Below are 18,982 nucleotides of genomic sequence, written 5' to 3' on the forward strand. Positions count from 1 at the left end.
GCCGTAACTATAACGGTCCTAAGGTAGCGAAATTCCTTGTCGGGTAAGTTCCGACCTGCACGAATGGCGTAACGATGGCCACACTGTCTCCTCCTGAGACTCAGCGAAGTTGAAATGTTTGTGATGATGCAATCTCCCCGCGGAAAGACGGAAAGACCCCATGAACCTTTACTGTAGCTTTGTATTGGACTTTGAACAGATCTGTGTAGGATAGGTGGGAGGCTTTGAAGCAGGGTCGCTAGATCTTGTGGAGCCAACGTTGAAATACCACCCTGGTGTGTTTGAGGTTCTAACCTAGGTCCATTATCTGGATCGGGGACAGTGCATGGTAGGCAGTTTGACTGGGGCGGTCTCCTCCCAAAGCGTAACGGAGGAGTTCGAAGGTACGCTAGTTACGGTCGGACATCGTGACGATAGTGCAATGGCATAAGCGTGCTTAACTGCGAGACTGACAAGTCGAGCAGATGCGAAAGCAGGACATAGTGATCCGGTGGTTCTGTATGGAAGGGCCATCGCTCAACGGATAAAAGGTACTCTGGGGATAACAGGCTGATACCGCCCAAGAGTTCATATCGACGGCGGTGTTTGGCACCTCGATGTCGGCTCATCTCATCCTGGGGCTGTAGCCGGTCCCAAGGGTATGGCTGTTCGCCATTTAAAGAGGTACGTGAGCTGGGTTTAAAACGTCGTGAGACAGTTTGGTCCCTATCTTCCGTGGGCGCTGCAGATTTGAGGAAGCCTGCTCCTAGTACGAGAGGACCGGAGTGGACACACCTCTGGTGTATCGGTTGTCACGCCAGTGGCATTGCCGAGTAGCTAAGTGTGGAAGAGATAACCGCTGAAAGCATCTAAGCGGGAAACTCGTTTCAAGATGAGATCTGCCGGGGCCTTGAGCCCCCTAAAGAGTCGTTCAAGACCAGGACGTTGATAGGTCAGGTGTGGAAGCGCAGTAATGCGTTAAGCTAACTGATACTAATTGCTCGTGCGGCTTGACCCTATAACTTTGATCGTTCAGATCAAGGTGTTATGCCAAGTTGACGCATTCAAAATATATTCTAAGCAGCGCAGGCATTGCGTGCTGATTCCAAACTCTATGAATTCGTTGGGTTGATCTGCCGATCAACTCGACAACCCTTTATGCCTGATGACCATAGCGAGTTGGTACCACTCCTTCCCATCCCGAACAGGACAGTGAAACGACTCAGCGCCGATGATAGTGCGGGTTCCCGTGTGAAAGTAGGTCATCGTCAGGCTCTTACAGCCCAAATACCCCCCGATCGAAAGGTCGGGGGGTTTTTGCTTTGGGGGTAAGCGCCCAGTTAACCCACCTTGAGTTCGGTCGTTGAGGCATAGACCATGGTGTCCATCTAATTTAGCTGGACATCATCAATGGACGTCAATCCGAAGCAACGGCGCCGCCACAGCGCAGAGTTCAAGGCGCAAGTCCTTGCTGCTTGCAGAGAGCCAGGGGCATCAGTTGCGGCAGTCGCACTGTCCTTCAAGTTGAACGACAACCTGGTGCACCAATGGCGCCGTGGACGCGGGGCGAGTCCAGTCACATCAGCAGCTTCGACGGCGATTTCCGAGTCGGCGCCCCAGTTCATCGCACTGTCGTTGCCCCCGCCATCACCGCCGCCTTCATCACCGCCCTCAGCTTCGGCGCCAGCGGTTGTTTCTGCTGTTGCTGCCGAGGCCATCCACCTTGAGTTCAAACGCGGCGTGCTCGGTGTGAGCGTGACCTGGCCGGTCTCGGCAGCAGCGGACTGCGCAGCATGGCTGCGCGAGGTGTTGCGATGATCCGCATCGACGCGCTGTGGCTGTGCACGAAGCCGGTGGACATGCGCGCCGGCGCCGAGCGCCTGCTGGCGCATGTGGTCCATGCTCTGGGCAGCGCGAACGCGCATCACGGCTATCTGTTTGCCAATGCACGGGCCACACGCATCAAGATGATCGTGCACGACGGCTTCGGCGTGTGGTGCGCTGCAAGACGGTTGAACGTTGGTCACTTCGTGTGGCCACGCGAGATCGATGCAGAGATCGGTGCGTTGAAGGATCAGCCGATCGCACTGACGCAAGCACAGTTCGACGCGCTCGTGGTCGGGCTGCCCTGGCAGCGCCTGCCCGAGATGAGCACGATCACGCGGCTCTGACGCTGCGCTCGCGACGGGTGCGTTGACAGCGCATCCCCGAGTGGCGACGGGCCACGGGAATCGGCATGATTCGGACATGCAAGCGCTGCACGATCTGAAGGACGAAGACCTCCAAGGTCTGGCGCCCGAGGCCATCGCCGCACTCGCGCAGCAAATGCTTCGACACTTGCGCCAGCAGGAAATCGAGATCAGGTTCAAGGACGCCAAGATCGAGAAGATCACCTTCCAGCTCGCACGGCTGAAGGCCTGGAAGTTCGGCGCGAAGACCGAGGCGATGAGCGCCGAGCAGCGGCGCCTGTTCGAGGAGACGCTGGCCGAGGACGAATCCAGCCTGCAGGCGCAACTCGAGCAAGCCAGGGGCGAGCCGGCGGCAGGGGCCAAGGACGACACGCAGACCGAGCGCAAGCCACGTCGCAAGCCTCTGCCCGATCATCTGCGCCGCGAAGACCACCACCACGAGCCTGACAACACGAACTGCCCGAGCCCGATGTGCGGCCGTCCGATGGTGCGCGTGGGCGAGGACATCAGCGAGCGCCTGGACATCGTGCCGGCTGAGTTCTTCGTGCACCGCCACATCTACGGCAAGTGGGCCTGCCGCTGCTGCGAGTGTCTGGTGCAAGACGCCGTTGCGCCGCAGATCATCGACAGCGGCATGCCGGCGGCCGGCCTGATTGCGCACACGATGGTCAGCCACTTCGTGGACCATCTGCCGTACTACCGGATGGAGTCCATCAACGCACGCTCGAACGTGCACACGCCGCGCTCCACGCTGGCGAGTTGGTCCGGGCAAGGCGGTGCAGCCCTCATGCCGCTGTACGACGCGCACAAACGCTTCGTGCTGTCGGCGCAGGTGCTGCATGCCGACGAGACGCCGGTGGCCATGCTCGATCCGGGGCGGGGCAAGACCAAACGGGCCTATGTCTGGACCTATGCGCGGGGCGCCTTCGATGCGGTGCCGGGGGTGATCTACGACTTCTGTGTCGGGCGGGGTGCGCAGTACCCCGTGGCCTTCCTCGGCCCCGATGATGACGGGCACGGCGCAACGGCGTGGCGCGGCACGTTGGTGCGCGATGAGTACGCCGCCTATGACAAGGTGATGGTCGCCCAGCCCGGACGCATTCCTGCCGGGTGTCTTGCGCACGCCAGACGCAAGTTCGATGAGCTGCTGCGCGACGGGGGCAAGAGCGCTGTCGCGGCCGAAGCGCTGCAGCGCATCGCGCAGATCTACCGGCTCGAGCGTGAACTGGCCACCTTGACGACCGGAGAGCGACTGGCCAGAAGGCAGCAGGACGCCAAGCCGCTGTGGGAGGACCTGCATGCCTGGCTGCGTCTTGAGCGAAGCCGCGTGCCTGACGGCAGCTCGACAGCCAGGGCGCTCAGCTACAGCCTGAACGCCTGGACCGCGCTGACGCAAAACCTGCTGGATGGCGACGTGAATGTCGACAACAACCATTGCGAGAACCAGATCCGTCCATGGGCTCTCGGGCGGAGAGCCTGGCTGTTCGCCGGCAGCGAACTTGCTGGCCAACGTGCTGCGGTCGTGATGAGTTTGGTGCAGTCGGCCAAGTTGCATGGCCACGATCCGTGGGCCTACCTGAAGGACGTGCTCACGCGGCTGCCGACCCATCTGAACAGCCGCATCGACGAGCTGCTTCCGCATCTCTGGCAGCAGCCCGCAGGCTGATCAGCACATCGCTTAACGGGCTTCGCTAATTGCCGTCAAGGTGGGATGGCTGGCCGCTTACCTTTGGGGGAAAAGAAGGTCGCCTTAGTTGTTCCGAATCAAGTCGCCGTCTATCGTTGTTCCACCGGAGGCTGCCAGTTCCTCCAGAAGCTGAGCAGCCAATCCCGCCAATTCATCGGGCGTGTCGCCGATGTCTGCGAACGAAGGTTCGCCTGCCAGTTCAGTAAACGCAACCCGAAGCCGTTTCAAGGCATCGGCAAATATCAACGTTCGCGAAACCGGCTCGAACACGAGTACGGCGTGCGGATCGTGTCCTGGCGCCGCATGAATGTCCCAGGCGGGATCCCCGAGCACGCACGCCGTGCCTGGACTGAGAACGCCGTCGAAGTGAGAGCGTGCGCATTGCTCCCCTGTTGCGATGTAGCTCAGCGCAGCATCTTCCCACTGCGCCACATACGGGGCCTCTCCCGGCGGGATTTCGGTCAGCAGATCGGGATAACGCGCCTGCAGGGCAGCGTTGCCGCCGCAGTGGTCGCTGTGAAGATGCGTATTGAACAGCCGTTCGAGCGGACGTCCCGCCAGCGCACTCTCGACCAGCGCAAACGTCTGACCGGCGTGCGCGGCGTAACCGGAATCGATCAAGGCCGTCTGATCGCGTTCAACAAACAGAATGTGATCCGACAACAGTCATCCGCGTTCGAAGACCGTGACTTCGGACGGCAAAGCCGCCTGTATGGTCACGTGGACACGGCTGCGCGGAGCTCGCGCCTGAGAATCTTTCCGACATTCGTTTTCGGCAAAGAATCGCGAAACTCGATGTATTTCGGGCGCTTATAGCCTGTGAGCTGACTGCTGCAATACTGCAGGACGGCCTCTTCGGTCAGGGTGACATCTCTGCGAACCACGAAGACCTTGATGGCCTCGCCCTGCTTCTCGTCTGCCACCCCGACGGCGGCGCATTCGACCACACCGGGGCAGAGCGAGATCACGTTCTCCAACTCATTCGGGAAGACATTGAAGCCGCTGACCAGAATCATGTCTTTCTTGCGGTCGACGATCCGGCTGTATCCATCGTCCTGCATCACCGCAATGTCGCCGGTGCGCATGAAGCCGTCGGCTGTGAAGGCCGCCGCGGTCTCGGCCGGCTGGTTGTAGTAGCCGGTCATGACGTTCGGGCCACGGATACACAATTCGCCCGCTTCGCCATTTGGGAGCGAGCGACCTTCGTCGTCCTTGATCGCGATGTCGATGCTCGGCAGCGGCAGCCCGATGTTTCCGGTGAACGATGTGTTCGACACCGGGTTGTTGGTGCCGATCGCGCAGGTCTCGCTCATGCCCCAACCCTCGATCATGGGACAGCCGGTGACTTCGAACCACCGCCGTGCCGTGCCTTCCGACGCCGCCATGCCGCCGGCCTGCGACACGAACAAGGTCGAGAAGTCGATCGACTTGAACTCGGGATGCATCAGGAGCGCATTGAAAAGTGTGTTCACTGCCGGCAGCATGTGGAAGGGCCGCTTTTTCAGCACCGCCACGAATTTCCCGAAATCGCGCGGATTCGGAATCAAGGTGAGGTGCGAACCCTGGCGGATCGCGAGCAGGCTGAGTGTCAACGCGAAGATGTGATACAGCGGCAACGCCGCAATGCTGTTGACCTTCGACAGGTCGCCCGCACGTGCCAACGCCGGCGTGAACCACGCCTCCGCCTGGAGGGTCGCCGCAACGATGTTGCGATGCGTCAGCACCGCACCTTTCGAGAGGCCGGTGGTTCCGCCCGTGTACTGAAGGAACGCAATCGAATCCAGCGTGCTGCTGTCTGCGGCGAGTGGAAGTCGTTTGCCATCGGCCAAGGCCCTGGAAAACGGCGTCACAGTCCTACCCTCGTCGAGCGGCAACTTGAACGGCGGAACCATCTTGGCAAGGTGGCGTACTGCGGTCGTGATCCACACGCCGTACGCGCCACCGAGCAGGTCGCCCATCGAGGTGATGACCACCTGCTTGACCGGTGTTTTCTCGATCACCTTTTCCAGCGTCGCGGCGAAGTTTTCGAGAATCACGATCGCCGTCGCGCCCGAATCCCGAAGCTGATGCTCCAACTCGCGCGCCGTGTACAGCGGGTTGACGTTCACGCAGGTGTAGCCCGCCCGAAGGATCGCGCACATCGTCACCGCAAACTGCGGGATGTTGGGCAGCATGATCGCCACCCGCGCGCCCGGTTCGAGCCCGCGCGACTGCAGCCAGGCGCCCAGCGCCTTGGACAAGGTGTCGAGCTCGGAATAGCTCATCCAGCGCTCCATGCACACCGAAAACGGCGTGTCGCCGTGCCGCTGGAAAGCTTCTTCGAACATGTGCCCGAGCGAGCGGTACTGCTCTGGATGAATCTCGTGTGGCACGCCGGCCGGATAGTTCTGTCGTGCGTAAGTCTGCATGCGATCTCCTGTGTCGCGGATTGTGGAAGCGAGGCGCGGTCCGACACCAGCGGGCTTGTCCTAGGAAGCGCGGAAAAAATCAACGCGTGCGATAGTCAAACGCATGGTCGCCCGCTTGCAGCAACTCATCGTGTTCGGATGGCTGATCGCGTCAACATGCTGGATCGCGTTCTGGTGGCGCAGCGCGCCGGCCGTGGCGATTGGAGGACTCTTCGTCTTGACGTGCGCCCATTCCGCGGTGCTGGCGATCGAATTCATCGCGAGCCGGCGCGTGAGTGCGAGCGACGTTCGACCACGCGCCACGGCGGGGCACTGCGGCAAGGCGTGGTGGGCCGAAACGCGCATCGCGCTCCAGGTTTTCTGCTGGCTCCAGCCCTTCCGGTCGGGCGCCGTGCCTGACGAGTTGCCGTCACGACACAGAAGAGGTGTGGTGCTAATCCACGGCTTCCTGTGCAACCGCGGTTTCTGGAATCCGTGGTTGCACAGCCTGCGCGCGGACGAACGAGCCTTCGTCGCCGTCAACCTCGAGCCGCCGCTCGGCGCCATCGATGCCTTCGTGCAAACGATTGACGAGGCGGTTGAGCGCGTCGCCAGCGTCACCGGGCAACCCCCGCTCATGATTTGCCACAGCATGGGCGGCCTCGCCGTCCGCGCCTGGCTGCGTGAGCACGACGGCGCGCGCGTGCACCGCATCGTCACGCTCGGCACGCCGCATGCGGGCACTTGGCTTGCGCGCTTCGGCCACACGGCCAACGGAAAGCAGATGCGCATCGGCGCTGAGTGGCTGTCGCGCATCGACGGCGACCACGCAAGCGCGCACCGCACGGCGTTCACCTGCTGGTACTCCGACTGCGACAACGTCGTTTTTCCCATCTCGACGGCCACCTTGCCCGGCGCCGACAACCGGCTCGCTTCGGGCCGCGGACATGTCGACATGGCATTCGATCCGCGTGTGCGGCGCGAGACGCTGGCGCTCCTCGACAGCGATTGAACGCGCAATGTCAGGCGCCTCAGAAGTCCGCGCGATGTGTCCAGCGCGCAACAGCTGTTCCGCGCCGGCAACAGTTGGTTGTGCATCCACCACGCCCTCATGGTAGCAATGCACGAATGGGCCATTGCCCTACAGTAGGCCCCTTGTCGAATAAGGGGAAACCCTTACATTTGAGGCATGTTGAACGCCCTGGCCATTCTCAAAGCTTCGCTCGGCGTCGGCTCTTTCCTGAAGGCGCCGATGGTCGAGGCGCAGCCGCGCGCGGCGCGTCCTTCGCAGCCGGTCCTGGTGCCGATCCGCGCGATCGGCCCGGGCGAACGCGAACGCATCGCCCGCCACCTGCTGTCGCTCGAAGCCCATGACCGCTATCTGCGCTTCGGCTATTCCGCATCGGACGAACAAATCCGGCGCTACGTCGACGGGCTCGATTTCGAACGCGACGAGCTCTTCGGCATCTACAACCGTCGCCTCGATCTCATCGCGATGGCGCACGTGGCCTTCGCGCCGGCAGACCAGCCCAACGACTGCGCCGAATTCGGCGTGTCGGTGTCCGGCCATGCGCGCGGCCGTGGTTACGGCTCGCGGCTTTTCGAGCGTGCGATGGTCACCGCGCGCAACGAAGGCGTCGGCATGCTCTTCATTCATGCGCTGAGCGAAAACGCGGCCATGCTGAAAATCGCGCGCAACGCGGGTGCGAGCGTGGTGCGCAGCGGTTCCGAATCCGAAGCGCATCTCCAGCTTCCGGCGGCCACCTTCGACAGCCGCATGAGCGAAATCGCGCTCGACCAGTTTGCCGAGGTCGACTTCCGTCTCAAGAGCCACGCCAAGCAATTCTGGGCATTTCTCGGTGGGATGCAGGAAGTGCGACGCGGCATGCGCGACGCGCGCGACAAGTCCGCCGCCTGAACGCACGCAGTGCCGGAACACACTTCCGGTATCCTTGCGCTTCCCCAACTCCGCCCTCCCGCAGTGGCCGAACCTCACCCTGACCGCACTCCCGTCGAACGGGAAGACAAACGCAGTTTTCTGCAAAAGCTCGCCGAATTCATCCATCCCGGACCGGATTCCCGCGACGAGCTGATCGAAACCCTCGCCGACGCCGAAGACAACGATGTGATCGGTGCCGAGTCGCGCGTCATGCTCGAAGGCGTGCTGCGCATGGCCGACATGACGGCCGGCGACGTGATGGTTGCCGCGCCGCGCATGGACCTGGTCAACATCGATGCGCCCTACGACTCGCTGATCCATCTCATCATCGACACCGCGCACTCGCGGTTCCCGGTGTACGAAGGCGAGAAGGAAAACATCATCGGCATCCTGCTGGCGAAAGACCTGCTCAAGCTGCAGCGCGCGCCGGGGCTCAACATTCGAGCGCTGCTGCGGCCGGCGGCTTTCGTGCCGGAGACCAAGGGCCTCAACGACCTGCTGCGCGAGTTCCGCGGCAACCGCAACCACCTCGCCATCGTGATCGACGAGTTCGGCCGCGTGGCCGGGCTCATCACGATCGAGGACGTGCTCGAGCAGATCGTCGGCGAGATCGAAGACGAGTTCGACATTCCGGAAGACGAAGGCGACATCTTCGGCCTGGCCGACCACACCTACCGGGTGAGCGGCGACACGCCGATCGAGCGCGTGGCCGAAGCCTTCGGCATCACGTTCGACGAAGAGCAGCTGAGCGAAGACTTCGACACCATCGGCGGCCTCGTCGCGCACGAGATGGGCCACGTGCCCAAGCGGGGCGAACACCATGCGCTCGGTGGCTTCGACTTCGTCGTGCTGCATACCAAGGGCGGCGCGGTGCGCTGGTTCAAGGTCTCGCCCGCGCGCGGCGACGACGCTTCGGATTGAACAAGACGCTGCCTCGCCTGGCCGGCTTCGCGGTGGCGGGGCTCGCGCAGGCGCTCTCCATCGCGGCGCCCTGGAACGGGCAGCCGCTGTGGTGGCTGCAGATCCTGTCGCTGGCGTTTCTGGTCTGGCAACTGGACGCGATTCGGCAGCGCGCCGAGCCGAACGCATGGCGCCGTGGCCTGGGCTACGGATGGGTGTTCACCACCGCCTGGCTCTGCGGCACGTTCTGGTGGCTCTTCATTTCGTTGCACACCTATGGCGGACTCGCCGCGCCGCTGGCCGTGATCGCGGTGTTCGCGCTCGCTGCAGGGCTGGCGCTTTACTACGCGACCGCCTGTGCCTGCTTCGTCGCGTTCGCGCCAGCGGGGCGGGCGTGGAGCGCACTTTTCTTCGCGGCGCTCTGGACAGTGGGTGAGCTCCTTCGGAACAGCTGGTTCACCGGCTTTCCATGGGGCGCCGGTGGCTATGCGCATGTCGAGGGGCCGCTGGCACCGGCTGCCGCGTGGGTCGGCGTCTACGGCATGGGCGCGCTGTCGGCCGCAATCGCTGCCGCACTCGCGATGACGGTGCGCCGCACGCCGGGTGCCGCGTCTGCAAAACGCCTCCTTCCACTGGCCGGCGTGGTGGCCATGCTGCTCGTGCCGACCGCGCTGAAGGGCGTGAGCGACGTGGCCGGTGACGCCACGCTGGCCCGCGGCAAGCTTGGCGTCGCGCTCCTGCAGGGCAACATTCCGCAGGACGAGAAGTTCATCCCGGGCGGCGGCGTGGCCACGGCATTGCGTTGGTATGGCGAGCAGCTCGGTGCGCCGCGTGCCTCGCTTACGATCACGCCCGAAACCGCCATCCCGCTCCTGCCGTCGCAATTGCCGAACGGGTATCTGCAGGGCATCGCCGAGCGCTACAGCACCGGTCAGCAGGCGGCGATCGTCGGCTTGCCGATCGGCAATGGCGACACCTACAGCAACGCGGTGCTCGGTTTCCAGCCGGGGCAAACCACGACTTATCGCTACGACAAGCACCACCTGGTGCCGTTCGGCGAATTCGTGCCGTCGGTGTTTCGCTGGTTCACCAACCTCATGAACATCCCGCTCGGCGACTTTCGCAGCGGCGGACTGGGTCAGGCGCCTTTCCTGTGGCAAGGCCAGCGCATCGCGCCGAACATCTGCTACGAGGATCTGTTCGGCGACGAGATCGGCGCGAACTTCCGCGACGACGCGTCCGCACCGACCCTCCTGCTCAACGTGAGCAACATCGCCTGGTTCGGCGACTCGATCGCGATCGATCAGCACCTGTCGATCTCGCGCATGCGGTCGCTCGAGTTCGCGCGGCCGATGGTGCGTGCCACCAACACCGGCGCCACGGTGGTGATCGACCACCACGGGCGGGTCACGCACCAGCTCCCGCGCCTCACCCGCGGCGTGCTCGAGGCCGAAGTCGAAGGCCGTGCCGGACGAACGCCTTTCGCGCGCTGGGTGTCGACGTTCGGCCTGTGGCCGCTCTGGATCGCCTCTCTGCTGGTGATCGGCGCGACGATCGCGCTCAGCCGCCGCAGGCGCTGAAATTTGCGCGCGGCATGAGCGCATGCCGGCTCGGCATGGCCTGTGAGTGCTTTCCGGCACGGTTCCTGTATCTTCCTCGGCGCCCGAGGAATCAATCACATACCAACAGGAGCTTCCATGCATTTTTCGTCCCGTTTTCGTGCGCTCGCCGCAGGCGCCGCACTGATCGCCGCCAGCGCGATCGCGCAAGCGCAGTCGCTGCCCAACGTCGTCATCCTCGCGACCGGCGGCACCATTGCCGGCGCCGGCGCTTCGGCCGTCAACAGCGCGACCTACGCGGCCGCCAAGGTCGGTGTCGACAAGCTCATCGCCGGGTTGCCGGAGCTTTCGAAGGTTGCCAACGTGCGCGGCGAGCAGGTGTTCCAGGTCGCCTCGGAAAGCCTCACCAACGACAACCTCGTGACGCTCGCCAAGCGCGTGTCGGCACTGTCCAAGCAGCCCGACGTCGACGGTATCGTCATCACGCACGGCACCGACACGGTGGAAGAAACCGCGTACTTCCTGACGCTCACGGTGCACACCAACAAGCCGATCGTCATGGTCGCCTCGATGCGTCCGGGCACCGCGCTGTCGGCCGACGGCGCGCTCAACTTGTACGACGCGGTAAGCGTGGCGGGCAGCAAGGACGCGATGGGCAAGGGCGTGTTGCTGACCATGAACGACAGCATCGAGAGCGGCCGCGACGTGAGCAAGAATTTCAACATCAAGCCGAGCGCGTTCACGAGCCAGTGGGGCTCGCTGGGCATGGTGGTCGAGGGCAAGAACTACTGGTTCCGCGCGCCTGTGAAGCGTCACACCATGAATTCGGAGTTCGACATCGACACCATGACGGCGGTGCCGCCGGTCGAGATCGCGATGGGCTACGAAGGCGTGGCCTCCACCGCTATCGACGCGCTCGGCAAGAGCGGCATCAAGGCGCTGATCCACGGCGGCCCGGGCAACGGTTCGGTCGCCGACCGCATCGTGCCGAGCCTGCAGAAAGTGCGCGCCGACGGCATCGTCGTGATTCGCAGCTCGCGCGTGCCCGACGGCTTCGTGATCCGCAACGCCGAGCAGCCCGACGACAAGTACGACTGGGTGGTGGCGCACGACCTGCGCCCGCAGAAGGCGCGCATCCTGGCGATGGTCGCGCTGACCAAGACCAGCGACACCAAGGAACTTCAGCGCATCTTCTGGGAATACTGAGCACGCGTCCGGGCGAACTCCAGCCCGGCCACGCAGACTCCCGCCCAGCAGAGGCCGGACAACAGTCCGGCCGCCACGTCGCTCGCGAAGTGCACCTGCAGGAAGATGCGGCTGCACCCGATGCTGAAGACCAGCGCCACCGCGGCCATGGCTGCGGGCGCATGCCAGCGCGCCGGCAGCATCCGCAGCCCGACGTACAGCAGCATCGCGTAGGTCACCATCGCACCCGAGCTGTGGCCGCTCGGAAAGCTGAAGCCGGAGGCTTGCGCCAGCCCGTGATCGTGCACCGGCCGAACGCGCTCGAATATGCCCTTGAGCAACGGATTGAGCACCGCGTTGCCGGCCAGCGCCAGCACCCATCCGGCGGCCAGCAACTTCGCACGACGGCGCCACAGCACGATCGCCACGATCGCGCCGAGCGCGGCCAGAACGGGCGGGTCTGCGAAGTGCGTGACCCGCGCGAAGACGCGCAACGCCCCGAGCGGCGTGTGCTGCGCGATCGCGTCTGCCAGCGCCTGATCGGCTTGGCCCATCGCATGGGCCGGGTCGAGCCGGTCGGCGATGGCCTCGAACAGGCTCGCCGCGCCGAGGATGAGCGCGAAGCCCGCCGCGAACGCTGCGACCAGCCAGCGCAACCCCGTCGGCGCGACTTCCTCGCGGGTGGCGCGACGCGCGCGTCGTCGTTGCACCAGCAGCCCGGCCGTACCGGCAAGCAACACCAGCGCGGCCAGGGTGGAGAGAAAGATCGGCAACGCGTGTTCGCCCACGTGCTGCGCGAACGCGACGAGCGGCAGGGAGTCAGTCGGCATGCGGTGCGGTGGCACTGTCGGCCAGACGAAGCGTGTGCGAGGCGGCGAGTTCGAAGCGGCCGGCGCCGGCTTCGCAGTCCCAGCGTTCGACCACGCACGCGCGCGGGCCGGCGTTCGGGGTGTAGCGGATCAGGTTGACGGAATTCGGCGCGCCCGAGCGCACCCGCGTCGAGATCGCGGTGCCGGCCTGCACCGCCCACAGCGCGCGCGCGCACCCCGCGAACGTCTCGTGCAAGGGCTGGACGAACGGCAGGTGGATGTGCCCCCCCAGCACGAGATCGGCACCGGCCGCCGACCAGCGCGGGACGGCGGCATCGCGTCCATGCAATCGGTTGGACAGGTCTTCGGCACGCGTCACCGCGACCGGCTGATGCACCACGACCACGCGCAACTGGTGCGGCGCGGCGCGGCGCAGTCGCTCGGCAACGCGCTCGATCTGCGCAGCAGACACTTCACCGTCTTCGTGGCGATACCAGCGCGTCGTGTTGAGGGCGATGGCAAGGCATCCGGGCAAGTCAACCACCGGCTCCAGCGTGTCGCCGAACGCTTCCCGGTACCGGCCATACGGGTCGAGCAATCGCGCATGCAACGCGAACAGCGGGATGTCATGGTTGCCGGGGATGGCCAGCACCGCCGGTGCCCCGAGCCGCACCACGAAAGCCTTCGCCGCCTCGAACTGGACCCGCGTGGCGCGTTGCGTGATGTCGCCGGACAGCACGACCAGCCCCGGCGCTTCCGAATGCGCAAGCCGCTCCAGCGCTGCCATGACTGGCGCCTGCTCGGTGCCGAAGTGCGGGTCGGAAATCTGCAGCAGCACCCTGCTCATTGGCGTGTCGCCTCCAGCTCGGCCGCGACGTCCGGCCGCACCAGCCAGAGCGGTTCTGGCGACACCCGAAAGTGCAGCGGCATCTGCATCCAGCCGATCTCGCCGTCGGTCGCGACCTTGACCCGCTTGCGCCCGCGCATCGGCTGGATGTGCAGTGATTCGAAAGAGAAGCTTTCGACGCTGTCAGCCTCGCCGAGCCGGCCGAGCGCGCCGCGCGCCAGCAGGCCCATCATCGCGAAGGCGCCCTGCGGTTTCAGTGCGATGGCTGCCAGCTGGCCCTGTTCCGGCGCATCGGCTTCGGCCAGGCCGACCTGGTGCATCTGCAGCGCGTTGTTGGCCACGAACAGGGTCTGCGTGCGGATGTCGCGCTCCTTGCCGTTCCACGCCATGTGCAGGTGCCAGGGGCGCTCACCGCGCAGCACCGTGATCAGCCCCGACCAGAACGCCACCCAGCGATGCCGGCCGTACTGCGCCTTGAACGCCTCGCGGTCTTCGAGCAGTTTGGCGTACAGGCCCATGCTCGCGTTGACCAAAAACACCTGGTCGTTCACCAGGCCGACCTGCACCGCGCGCGGCGATTCGGTCAGCAGCACCTGGAGCGCTTCAGCGGTGTCCGACGGAATGCCGTGCGTCCGGCTGAAGTAATTGAAGGTGCCCTGCGGCAGCACGCCGAACGCGCACCCGCTGCCGAGCGTGGCCTGCGCCACTGCGTTGATGGTGCCGTCGCCGCCCGCTGCGACCACCACGCCGCGTGCCGCGCGCGCCGCCTCGACCGCCTCCCTGGCGAGCGTCTTGATCTTGCCCGGTGCATCGATCAGGAAGATGCGGCACTCGCGGCCTGCGGCGGCGCAACCGGCCTCGATGACCGCACGCGCGTCTTCGGCCGCTCCGTGGCCGGAGCCGGAATTCAGGACGATCAACAACGGCGGGGATTCAGTGATCGCGAGGGGCGTCATGGCAGCGTTCAAAAAGGTATTTGCAGGTTTATCGCCGATACGAGGCCCGCCCCACGGCGGGCAATGGCGCGGTGCGGTGTCGGAAGGCGGCCATTCGGCGGCAGCGCGCCCGTAAAATCAAAGGCTCCCTGCGCTATCGGGCCGCTCCTGCGTTCTCACATGCTGACCTTCCAACAAATCATTCTCAAACTGCAGTCGTACTGGGCCGAACAAGGCTGCGCATTGCTCCAGCCTTACGACATGGAGGTCGGTGCGGGCACCTCGCACACCGCCACCTTCCTGCGCGCGCTTGGTCCCGAACCCTGGAAGGCGGCCTATGTGCAGCCCAGCCGCCGCCCCAAGGACGGCCGCTACGGCGAGAACCCGAACCGCCTGCAGCATTACTACCAGTACCAGGTCGTCCTGAAGCCCGCGCCGTCGAACATCCTCGAGCTGTACCTCGGTTCGCTCGAAGCACTCGGCTTCGACCTGAAGAAGAACGACATCCGCTTCGTCGAGGACGACTGGGAGAACCCCACGCTCGGTGCCTGGGGTCTGGGCTGGGAAGTGTGGCTCAACGGCATGGAGGTGACGCAGTTCACCTACTTTCAGCAGGTCGGCGGCATCGACTGCAAGCCGATCACTGGCGAGATCACCTACGGGCTGGAGCGGCTGGCGATGTACCTGCAGCAGAAGGAAAGCATTTACGAACTGCAATGGGCGCCCGGCGTCACCTACGGCGACGTGTACCACCAGAACGAGGTCGAACAGTCGACCTACAACTTCGAGCATTCGGACGCCGACTTCCTCTTCACCGCCTTCAACGCGCACGAGAAGCAGGCCAAGCACCTGATGACCGAACAACTGGCGCTGCCGGCCTACGAGCAGGTGCTCAAGGCCGCACACAGCTTCAATCTGCTGGACGCCCGCGGCGCCATCAGCGTGACCGAACGCGCCGCCTACATCGGCCGCATCCGCAACCTCGCCCGCAGCGTCGCGCAGAGCTACTACGAGAGCCGTGAACGGCTCGGTTTCCCGATGGCACCGCCCGAGTGGGTGGCCCAGATGACGAAGAAGGCGGCCTGAGCGATGACGAGTGTGCAAAAGAACCTGCTGGTCGAACTCTTCGTCGAAGAGCTGCCGCCCAAGGCCTTGAAGAAGCTCGGCGATGCGTTCGCCGGCGTGCTGCGCGACCAGCTCGTGGCGCAAGGTCTGGCTAGTGCCGATTCGGTGCTGACCGCCTATGCCTCGCCGCGTCGGCTGGCGGCGCACCTGACCAGCGTCATTGCGCAGGCAGCCGATAAAGCCGTGTCGCAAAAGCTGATGCCGGTGGCCGTGGGGCTCGATGCGTCGGGGCAGGCGACGCCGGCGTTGCTCAAGCGGCTTGCGGGCTTGGGTGCCGACGCGTCCGCAGTGGCGGGACTCAAGCGCGCGCAAGACGGCAAGGCCGAAGCGCTCTTCTACGAGAGCACCGCGAGGGGCGCTGCGCTGGCCGAGGGCCTTCAGAAGGCGCTGGCCGATGCCATCGCCAGGCTGCCGATTCCCAAGGTCATGAGCTACCAGCTCGAAACCCATTGCGAACTGCCGGGCTGGAGCAGCGTGAGCTTCGTGCGTCCGGCGCACGGCCTCGTGGCGCTGCATGGCGCCGAGGTCGTCGCGATCGAGGCGCTGGGGCTCCAGGCCGGGCGCGACACGCACGGCCACCGCTTCGAGGCCGCGGTCGATCCGGTCGTGCTGCGCGACGCCGACAGCTACGCGCAGCAGCTCGCCGACGACGGCGCGGTGATCGCCAGCTTCGACGCACGACGCGCCGAGATCGCGCGCCAGCTCGCAGCCGCTGTGGTGAAGGTCGGCGGCGGCGCGAAGCCGATCGACGACGATGCGCTGCTCGACGAGGTCACCGCCCTGGTCGAACGCCCGAACGTGCTGGTCTGCAGCTTCGAGCGCGAGTTCCTCGAGGTGCCGCAGGAGTGCCTCATCCTCACGATGAAGGCCAACCAGAAATACTTCCCGCTGCTCGACGCGGCCGGCAAGCTGACCCACCAGTTCCTCGTCGTCAGCAACATCACGCCGGACGACGCGAGCGCGGTGATCCAGGGCAACGAGCGCGTGGTGCGCCCGCGCCTGGCCGACGCCAAGTTCTTCTTCGACCAGGACCGCAAGAAGTCGCTCGCCTCGCGCGTCGAATCGCTGGGGAAAGTGGTCTATCACAACAAGCTCGGAACGCAGGGCGAACGCGTGACGCGCGTGATGAAGATCGCTGAAGCGATCGCGTCCCGGCTCGCCGTCTCGACGGGCGATGCGACGCTTCCGGCGCACGCGGTGCAAGCCGCCCAGCTGGCCAAGGCCGACCTCGTGACCGACATGGTCGGTGAGTTCCCCGAGTTGCAGGGCACGATGGGCCGTTACTACGCGTTGCACGACGGCCTCGATGCCTCGGTCGCCGATGCCATCGAAGACCACTACAAGCCACGCTTCGCCGGCGACACGCTGCCGCGCGGCGATGTCGGCGTGGTGGTGGCGCTGGCCGACAAGCTCGAGACGCTGGCCGGCATGTTCGGTATCGGCAACCTGCCCACCGGCGACCGCGATCCGTTCGCGCTGCGCCGCCATGCGCTCGGCGTGATCCGCATGCTGATCGAGAAAGACCTGCCGCTCGACCTCGCCGCCCTGCTCGGCGATGCTGCCGCGCAATTCAGGGGCATCGAAGGCTTCGATGCGGAGCGCGCGACCGTCGCGTTGCAGGGTTTCATCCTCGACCGTCTCGCCGGCAGCCTGCGCGAGCAGGGCGCCAGCGCACAGGAAGTCGATGCGGTGCTCGCGCCGCTGCCGCAGCGCCTGGGCGAAGTGCCCAAGCTGCTCGCCGCCGTGCGCGCCTTTGCTGCGCTGCCCGAAGCCGCTGCGCTCGCTGCGGCCAACAAGCGCATCGGCAACATTCTGAAGAAGGCGCCCGAGGCCGATGCGCATGTGAGCGAGTTGCTGCTGCAGGAGCCAGCGGAGAAGGCACTGCACGCCGCGATGGCGGCCACCGTGCCGGCCGCCAATGCGCAGTTCGATGCGGGCGATTACGCCGCGTCGCTGCAAACGCTGGCCGCGCTGCGCGCACCCGTCGACGCCTTCTTCGACGGCGTAATGGTCAACGCCGAGCAGCCCGACCTGCGGCTCAACCGCCTCGGTTTGCTGAAGTCGCTGCACGAAGCCATGAACCGGGTCGCGCAGCTCGAACGCCTCGCCACCTGAACGCCACCCCATGAAGCTCGTCATCCTCGACCGCAACGGCACGATCAACGTGAACCGCGACGACTTCGTCAAGAGCGAAGTCGAATGGACGCCGCTGCCCGGTGCGCTCGCCGCCATCGCTCGGCTCAACCACGCGGGTTGGCATGTGGTGATCGCGTCGAACCAGTCGGGGCTCGGGCGTGGCCTGTTCGACGTGGCGTCGCTCAACCTGATGCACGCGAAGATGCACAAGATGCTGGCCGGTGTCGGCGGCAAGGTCGATGCGGTGTTCTATTGCCCGCACAGCCCGGACGAGAACTGCGATTGCCGCAAGCCCCGCCCGGGCCTGTTCCAGCAGATCGGCGACCGCTACGGCATCTCGCTGGTCGGCGTGCCGACCTGCGGCGACAGCATGCGCGACCTGCAGGCCGGTGCGGCGGTGGGCTGCGAGCCGCACCTCGTGCTGACCGGCATGGGCGCCGCCTGCCGCGGCGTGCAGCTACCGCCGGACTACCCGCCGAATTCCATGGTCCACGAAGACCTCGCGGCCTTCGTCGACTTCCTGCTGGTTCGCGAAGCGAACGCAGCAGCCCTGAAAGTAGCAGTCTGATGGCGTTCATTCGTTCCGTGATCCACGCACTGTGGATGCTCGTCACCGTGGTGCCGTGGGGCATCATCATGTGCGTCAGCTCGATCTGGAAGCGCGGCATTCCGCTCTACTGGATGGCCGAACGCTGGCTGCGCTGGGCCATTGGCGGCGCGCGCCTGATCCTCGGCATCCAGACGCGGGTCACCGGCATGGAAAACCTGCCGACCGACCAGCTCGCCGGCGCGGTGTTGCTGGTCAAGCACCAGTCGACCTTCGAGACCTTCCTGATGCCCACGCTGATGCCGCACCCGCTGGCTTTCGTGTTCAAGCGCGAACTGATCTACGTGCCCTTCTTCGGCTGGGCCATGGCGCGGCTCGACATGATCCACATCGACCGCAGCCAGAAGGCGCAGGCTTTCAACAAGGTCGTGAGCCAGGGCCGCACGCTGCTGGCGCAGGGCATCTGGATCATCATGTTCCCCGAAGGCACGCGGATCCCGCGCGGCCAGAAGGGCACTTACAAGAACGGCGGCACGCGCCTGGCCTGCGAGACCGGCGTGCCGGTGATCCCGATCGCGGTCACGTCGGCCAAGGTGTGGCCGCGCAAGGCGTTCGTCAAGCGCCCGGGCATCGTCGACGTGTCGATCGGCCCGGCAATCCCGAGCATCGGCCGCAAGCCCGACGAGCTGATGCGCGAAGTCGAAGCCTGGATCGAAGCCGAAATGCGGCGCCTCGACCCCGAAGCCTACGTCTGAGGC

Annotated in this window: 17 protein-coding genes and 2 rRNA genes (1 of these 19 only partly in view); 14 read left to right on the forward strand and 5 right to left on the reverse strand. The window is 65.0% G+C overall.

Annotated elements, in window-relative coordinates; genetic code table 11:
• The 5 genes from AX767_RS13110 to tnpC all read left to right on the forward strand — a co-directional run.
• Positions 1-997: ribosomal RNA gene (locus tag AX767_RS13110) — 23S ribosomal RNA — on the forward strand; it begins 1,879 nt to the left of the window's first position.
• Positions 998-1,140: 143 nt separating this feature from the next.
• Positions 1,141-1,253: ribosomal RNA gene (gene rrf / locus AX767_RS13115) — 5S ribosomal RNA — on the forward strand.
• Between the two features lie 136 nt (positions 1,254-1,389).
• A complete protein-coding gene (gene tnpA, locus AX767_RS13120) occupies positions 1,390-1,797 on the forward strand; it encodes an IS66-like element accessory protein TnpA (protein ID WP_068631740.1) in 408 nt (135 codons plus the stop codon).
• The gene (gene tnpB, locus AX767_RS13125) at positions 1,794-2,150 is read left to right on the forward strand and encodes an IS66 family insertion sequence element accessory protein TnpB (protein ID WP_068631741.1); all 357 of its coding nucleotides are present in this window, start codon (positions 1,794-1,796) and stop codon (positions 2,148-2,150) included. The genes tnpA and tnpB overlap by 4 nt, the downstream gene beginning before the upstream one ends.
• Positions 2,151-2,226: 76 nt before the next feature.
• Positions 2,227-3,834 carry an IS66 family transposase gene (tnpC, locus tag AX767_RS13130; RefSeq protein WP_068631742.1) on the forward strand — a complete coding sequence of 536 codons (1,608 nt, stop codon included), beginning with the start codon at positions 2,227-2,229 and terminating at the stop codon, positions 3,832-3,834.
• Positions 3,835-3,918: 84 nt separating this feature from the next.
• Here tnpC and AX767_RS13135 read toward each other — a convergent pair whose 3' ends face one another.
• Both AX767_RS13135 and AX767_RS13140 read right to left on the reverse strand, forming a co-directional pair.
• A complete protein-coding gene (locus AX767_RS13135; RefSeq protein WP_068631743.1) occupies positions 3,919-4,518 on the reverse strand; it encodes an MBL fold metallo-hydrolase in 600 nt (199 codons plus the stop codon).
• Between the two features lie 53 nt (positions 4,519-4,571).
• On the reverse strand, positions 4,572-6,263 hold the full coding sequence (locus tag AX767_RS13140; RefSeq protein ID WP_068631744.1) for an AMP-binding protein: 1,692 nt from the start codon (positions 6,261-6,263) through the stop codon (positions 4,572-4,574).
• A 103-nt stretch (positions 6,264-6,366) separates the two neighbouring features.
• Here AX767_RS13140 and AX767_RS13145 point away from each other — a divergent pair, with 103 nt between their 5' ends.
• From AX767_RS13145 to AX767_RS13165, 5 genes are all read left to right on the forward strand, one after another.
• On the forward strand, positions 6,367-7,254 hold the full coding sequence (locus tag AX767_RS13145; protein WP_068631745.1) for an esterase/lipase family protein: 888 nt from the start codon (positions 6,367-6,369) through the stop codon (positions 7,252-7,254).
• Positions 7,255-7,431: 177 nt separating this feature from the next.
• Positions 7,432-8,160, forward strand: a complete 729-nt coding sequence (locus tag AX767_RS13150; protein WP_068631746.1) for a GNAT family N-acetyltransferase — start codon at positions 7,432-7,434, stop codon at positions 8,158-8,160.
• A gap of 63 nt (positions 8,161-8,223) precedes the next feature.
• The gene (locus tag AX767_RS13155; protein WP_068631747.1) at positions 8,224-9,102 is read left to right on the forward strand and encodes an HlyC/CorC family transporter; all 879 of its coding nucleotides are present in this window, start codon (positions 8,224-8,226) and stop codon (positions 9,100-9,102) included.
• Complete coding sequence (lnt, locus tag AX767_RS13160) at positions 9,099-10,661, forward strand: apolipoprotein N-acyltransferase (protein ID WP_082755016.1); 1,563 nt, start codon at positions 9,099-9,101, stop codon at positions 10,659-10,661. Before AX767_RS13155 ends, lnt begins: the two co-directional genes overlap by 4 nt.
• A 117-nt stretch (positions 10,662-10,778) precedes the next feature.
• Complete coding sequence (locus AX767_RS13165) at positions 10,779-11,846, forward strand: type II asparaginase (RefSeq protein ID WP_068631749.1); 1,068 nt, start codon at positions 10,779-10,781, stop codon at positions 11,844-11,846.
• Here AX767_RS13165 and AX767_RS13170 read toward each other — a convergent pair.
• The 3 genes from AX767_RS13170 to AX767_RS13180 are packed head-to-tail and all read right to left on the reverse strand — an operon-like array spanning position 11,822 to position 14,437.
• Positions 11,822-12,655: a phosphatase PAP2 family protein gene (locus AX767_RS13170; RefSeq protein WP_068631750.1), complete on the reverse strand. Its 834-nt coding sequence runs from the start codon at positions 12,653-12,655 to the stop codon at positions 11,822-11,824. The genes AX767_RS13165 and AX767_RS13170 overlap by 25 nt on opposite strands.
• Positions 12,645-13,481, reverse strand: a complete 837-nt coding sequence (locus tag AX767_RS13175) for a metallophosphoesterase family protein (protein WP_068631751.1) — start codon at positions 13,479-13,481, stop codon at positions 12,645-12,647. Before AX767_RS13175 ends, AX767_RS13170 begins: the two co-directional genes overlap by 11 nt.
• Complete coding sequence (locus AX767_RS13180; RefSeq protein ID WP_068631752.1) at positions 13,478-14,437, reverse strand: diacylglycerol/lipid kinase family protein; 960 nt, start codon at positions 14,435-14,437, stop codon at positions 13,478-13,480. Before AX767_RS13180 ends, AX767_RS13175 begins: the two co-directional genes overlap by 4 nt.
• Before the next feature lie 159 nt (positions 14,438-14,596).
• On the opposite strand from AX767_RS13180, the gene glyQ reads away from it, so the two are divergent.
• Genes glyQ through AX767_RS13200 form a run of 4 tightly spaced genes read left to right on the forward strand, consistent with a single transcriptional unit; the run spans position 14,597 to position 18,979 of the window.
• Positions 14,597-15,502 carry a glycine--tRNA ligase subunit alpha gene (gene glyQ / locus AX767_RS13185; protein WP_068631753.1) on the forward strand — a complete coding sequence of 302 codons (906 nt, stop codon included), beginning with the start codon at positions 14,597-14,599 and terminating at the stop codon, positions 15,500-15,502.
• Between the two features lie 3 nt (positions 15,503-15,505).
• On the forward strand, positions 15,506-17,656 hold the full coding sequence (gene glyS / locus AX767_RS13190) for a glycine--tRNA ligase subunit beta (protein ID WP_068631754.1): 2,151 nt from the start codon (positions 15,506-15,508) through the stop codon (positions 17,654-17,656).
• Between the two features lie 10 nt (positions 17,657-17,666).
• A complete protein-coding gene (gene gmhB, locus AX767_RS13195) occupies positions 17,667-18,245 on the forward strand; it encodes a D-glycero-beta-D-manno-heptose 1,7-bisphosphate 7-phosphatase (protein ID WP_068631755.1) in 579 nt (192 codons plus the stop codon).
• Positions 18,245-18,979 carry a lysophospholipid acyltransferase family protein gene (locus AX767_RS13200; protein ID WP_068631756.1) on the forward strand — a complete coding sequence of 245 codons (735 nt, stop codon included), beginning with the start codon at positions 18,245-18,247 and terminating at the stop codon, positions 18,977-18,979. Before gmhB ends, AX767_RS13200 begins: the two co-directional genes overlap by 1 nt.
• Positions 18,980-18,982: the final 3 nt, after the last annotated feature.

Source organism: Variovorax sp. PAMC 28711 (assembly GCF_001577265.1).
In the GTDB taxonomy this organism is placed as follows: Bacteria; Pseudomonadota; Gammaproteobacteria; order Burkholderiales; family Burkholderiaceae_C; genus Variovorax.

Excerpts from the sequence above, each read along its gene's own strand:
- AX767_RS13150 (WP_068631746.1), top strand. The coding sequence starts at position 7,432 with ATGTTGAACGCCCTGGCCATTCTCAAAGCTTCGCTCGGCGTCGGCTCT.
- AX767_RS13165 (WP_068631749.1), top strand. The coding sequence starts at position 10,779 with ATGCATTTTTCGTCCCGTTTTCGTGCGCTCGCCGCAGGCGCCGCACTG.
- AX767_RS13180 (WP_068631752.1), bottom strand. The coding sequence starts at position 14,437 with ATGACGCCCCTCGCGATCACTGAATCCCCGCCGTTGTTGATCGTCCTG.
- AX767_RS13200 (WP_068631756.1), top strand. The coding sequence starts at position 18,245 with ATGGCGTTCATTCGTTCCGTGATCCACGCACTGTGGATGCTCGTCACC.
- tnpB (WP_068631741.1), top strand. The coding sequence starts at position 1,794 with ATGATCCGCATCGACGCGCTGTGGCTGTGCACGAAGCCGGTGGACATG.
- AX767_RS13145 (WP_068631745.1), top strand. The coding sequence starts at position 6,367 with ATGGTCGCCCGCTTGCAGCAACTCATCGTGTTCGGATGGCTGATCGCG.
- AX767_RS13140 (WP_068631744.1), bottom strand. The coding sequence starts at position 6,263 with ATGCAGACTTACGCACGACAGAACTATCCGGCCGGCGTGCCACACGAG.
- tnpC (WP_068631742.1), top strand. The coding sequence starts at position 2,227 with ATGCAAGCGCTGCACGATCTGAAGGACGAAGACCTCCAAGGTCTGGCG.
- AX767_RS13175 (WP_068631751.1), bottom strand. The coding sequence starts at position 13,481 with ATGAGCAGGGTGCTGCTGCAGATTTCCGACCCGCACTTCGGCACCGAG.
- gmhB (WP_068631755.1), top strand. The coding sequence starts at position 17,667 with ATGAAGCTCGTCATCCTCGACCGCAACGGCACGATCAACGTGAACCGC.
- AX767_RS13170 (WP_068631750.1), bottom strand. The coding sequence starts at position 12,655 with ATGCCGACTGACTCCCTGCCGCTCGTCGCGTTCGCGCAGCACGTGGGC.
- tnpA (WP_068631740.1), top strand. The coding sequence starts at position 1,390 with ATGGACGTCAATCCGAAGCAACGGCGCCGCCACAGCGCAGAGTTCAAG.
- glyQ (WP_068631753.1), top strand. The coding sequence starts at position 14,597 with ATGCTGACCTTCCAACAAATCATTCTCAAACTGCAGTCGTACTGGGCC.
- glyS (WP_068631754.1), top strand. The coding sequence starts at position 15,506 with ATGACGAGTGTGCAAAAGAACCTGCTGGTCGAACTCTTCGTCGAAGAG.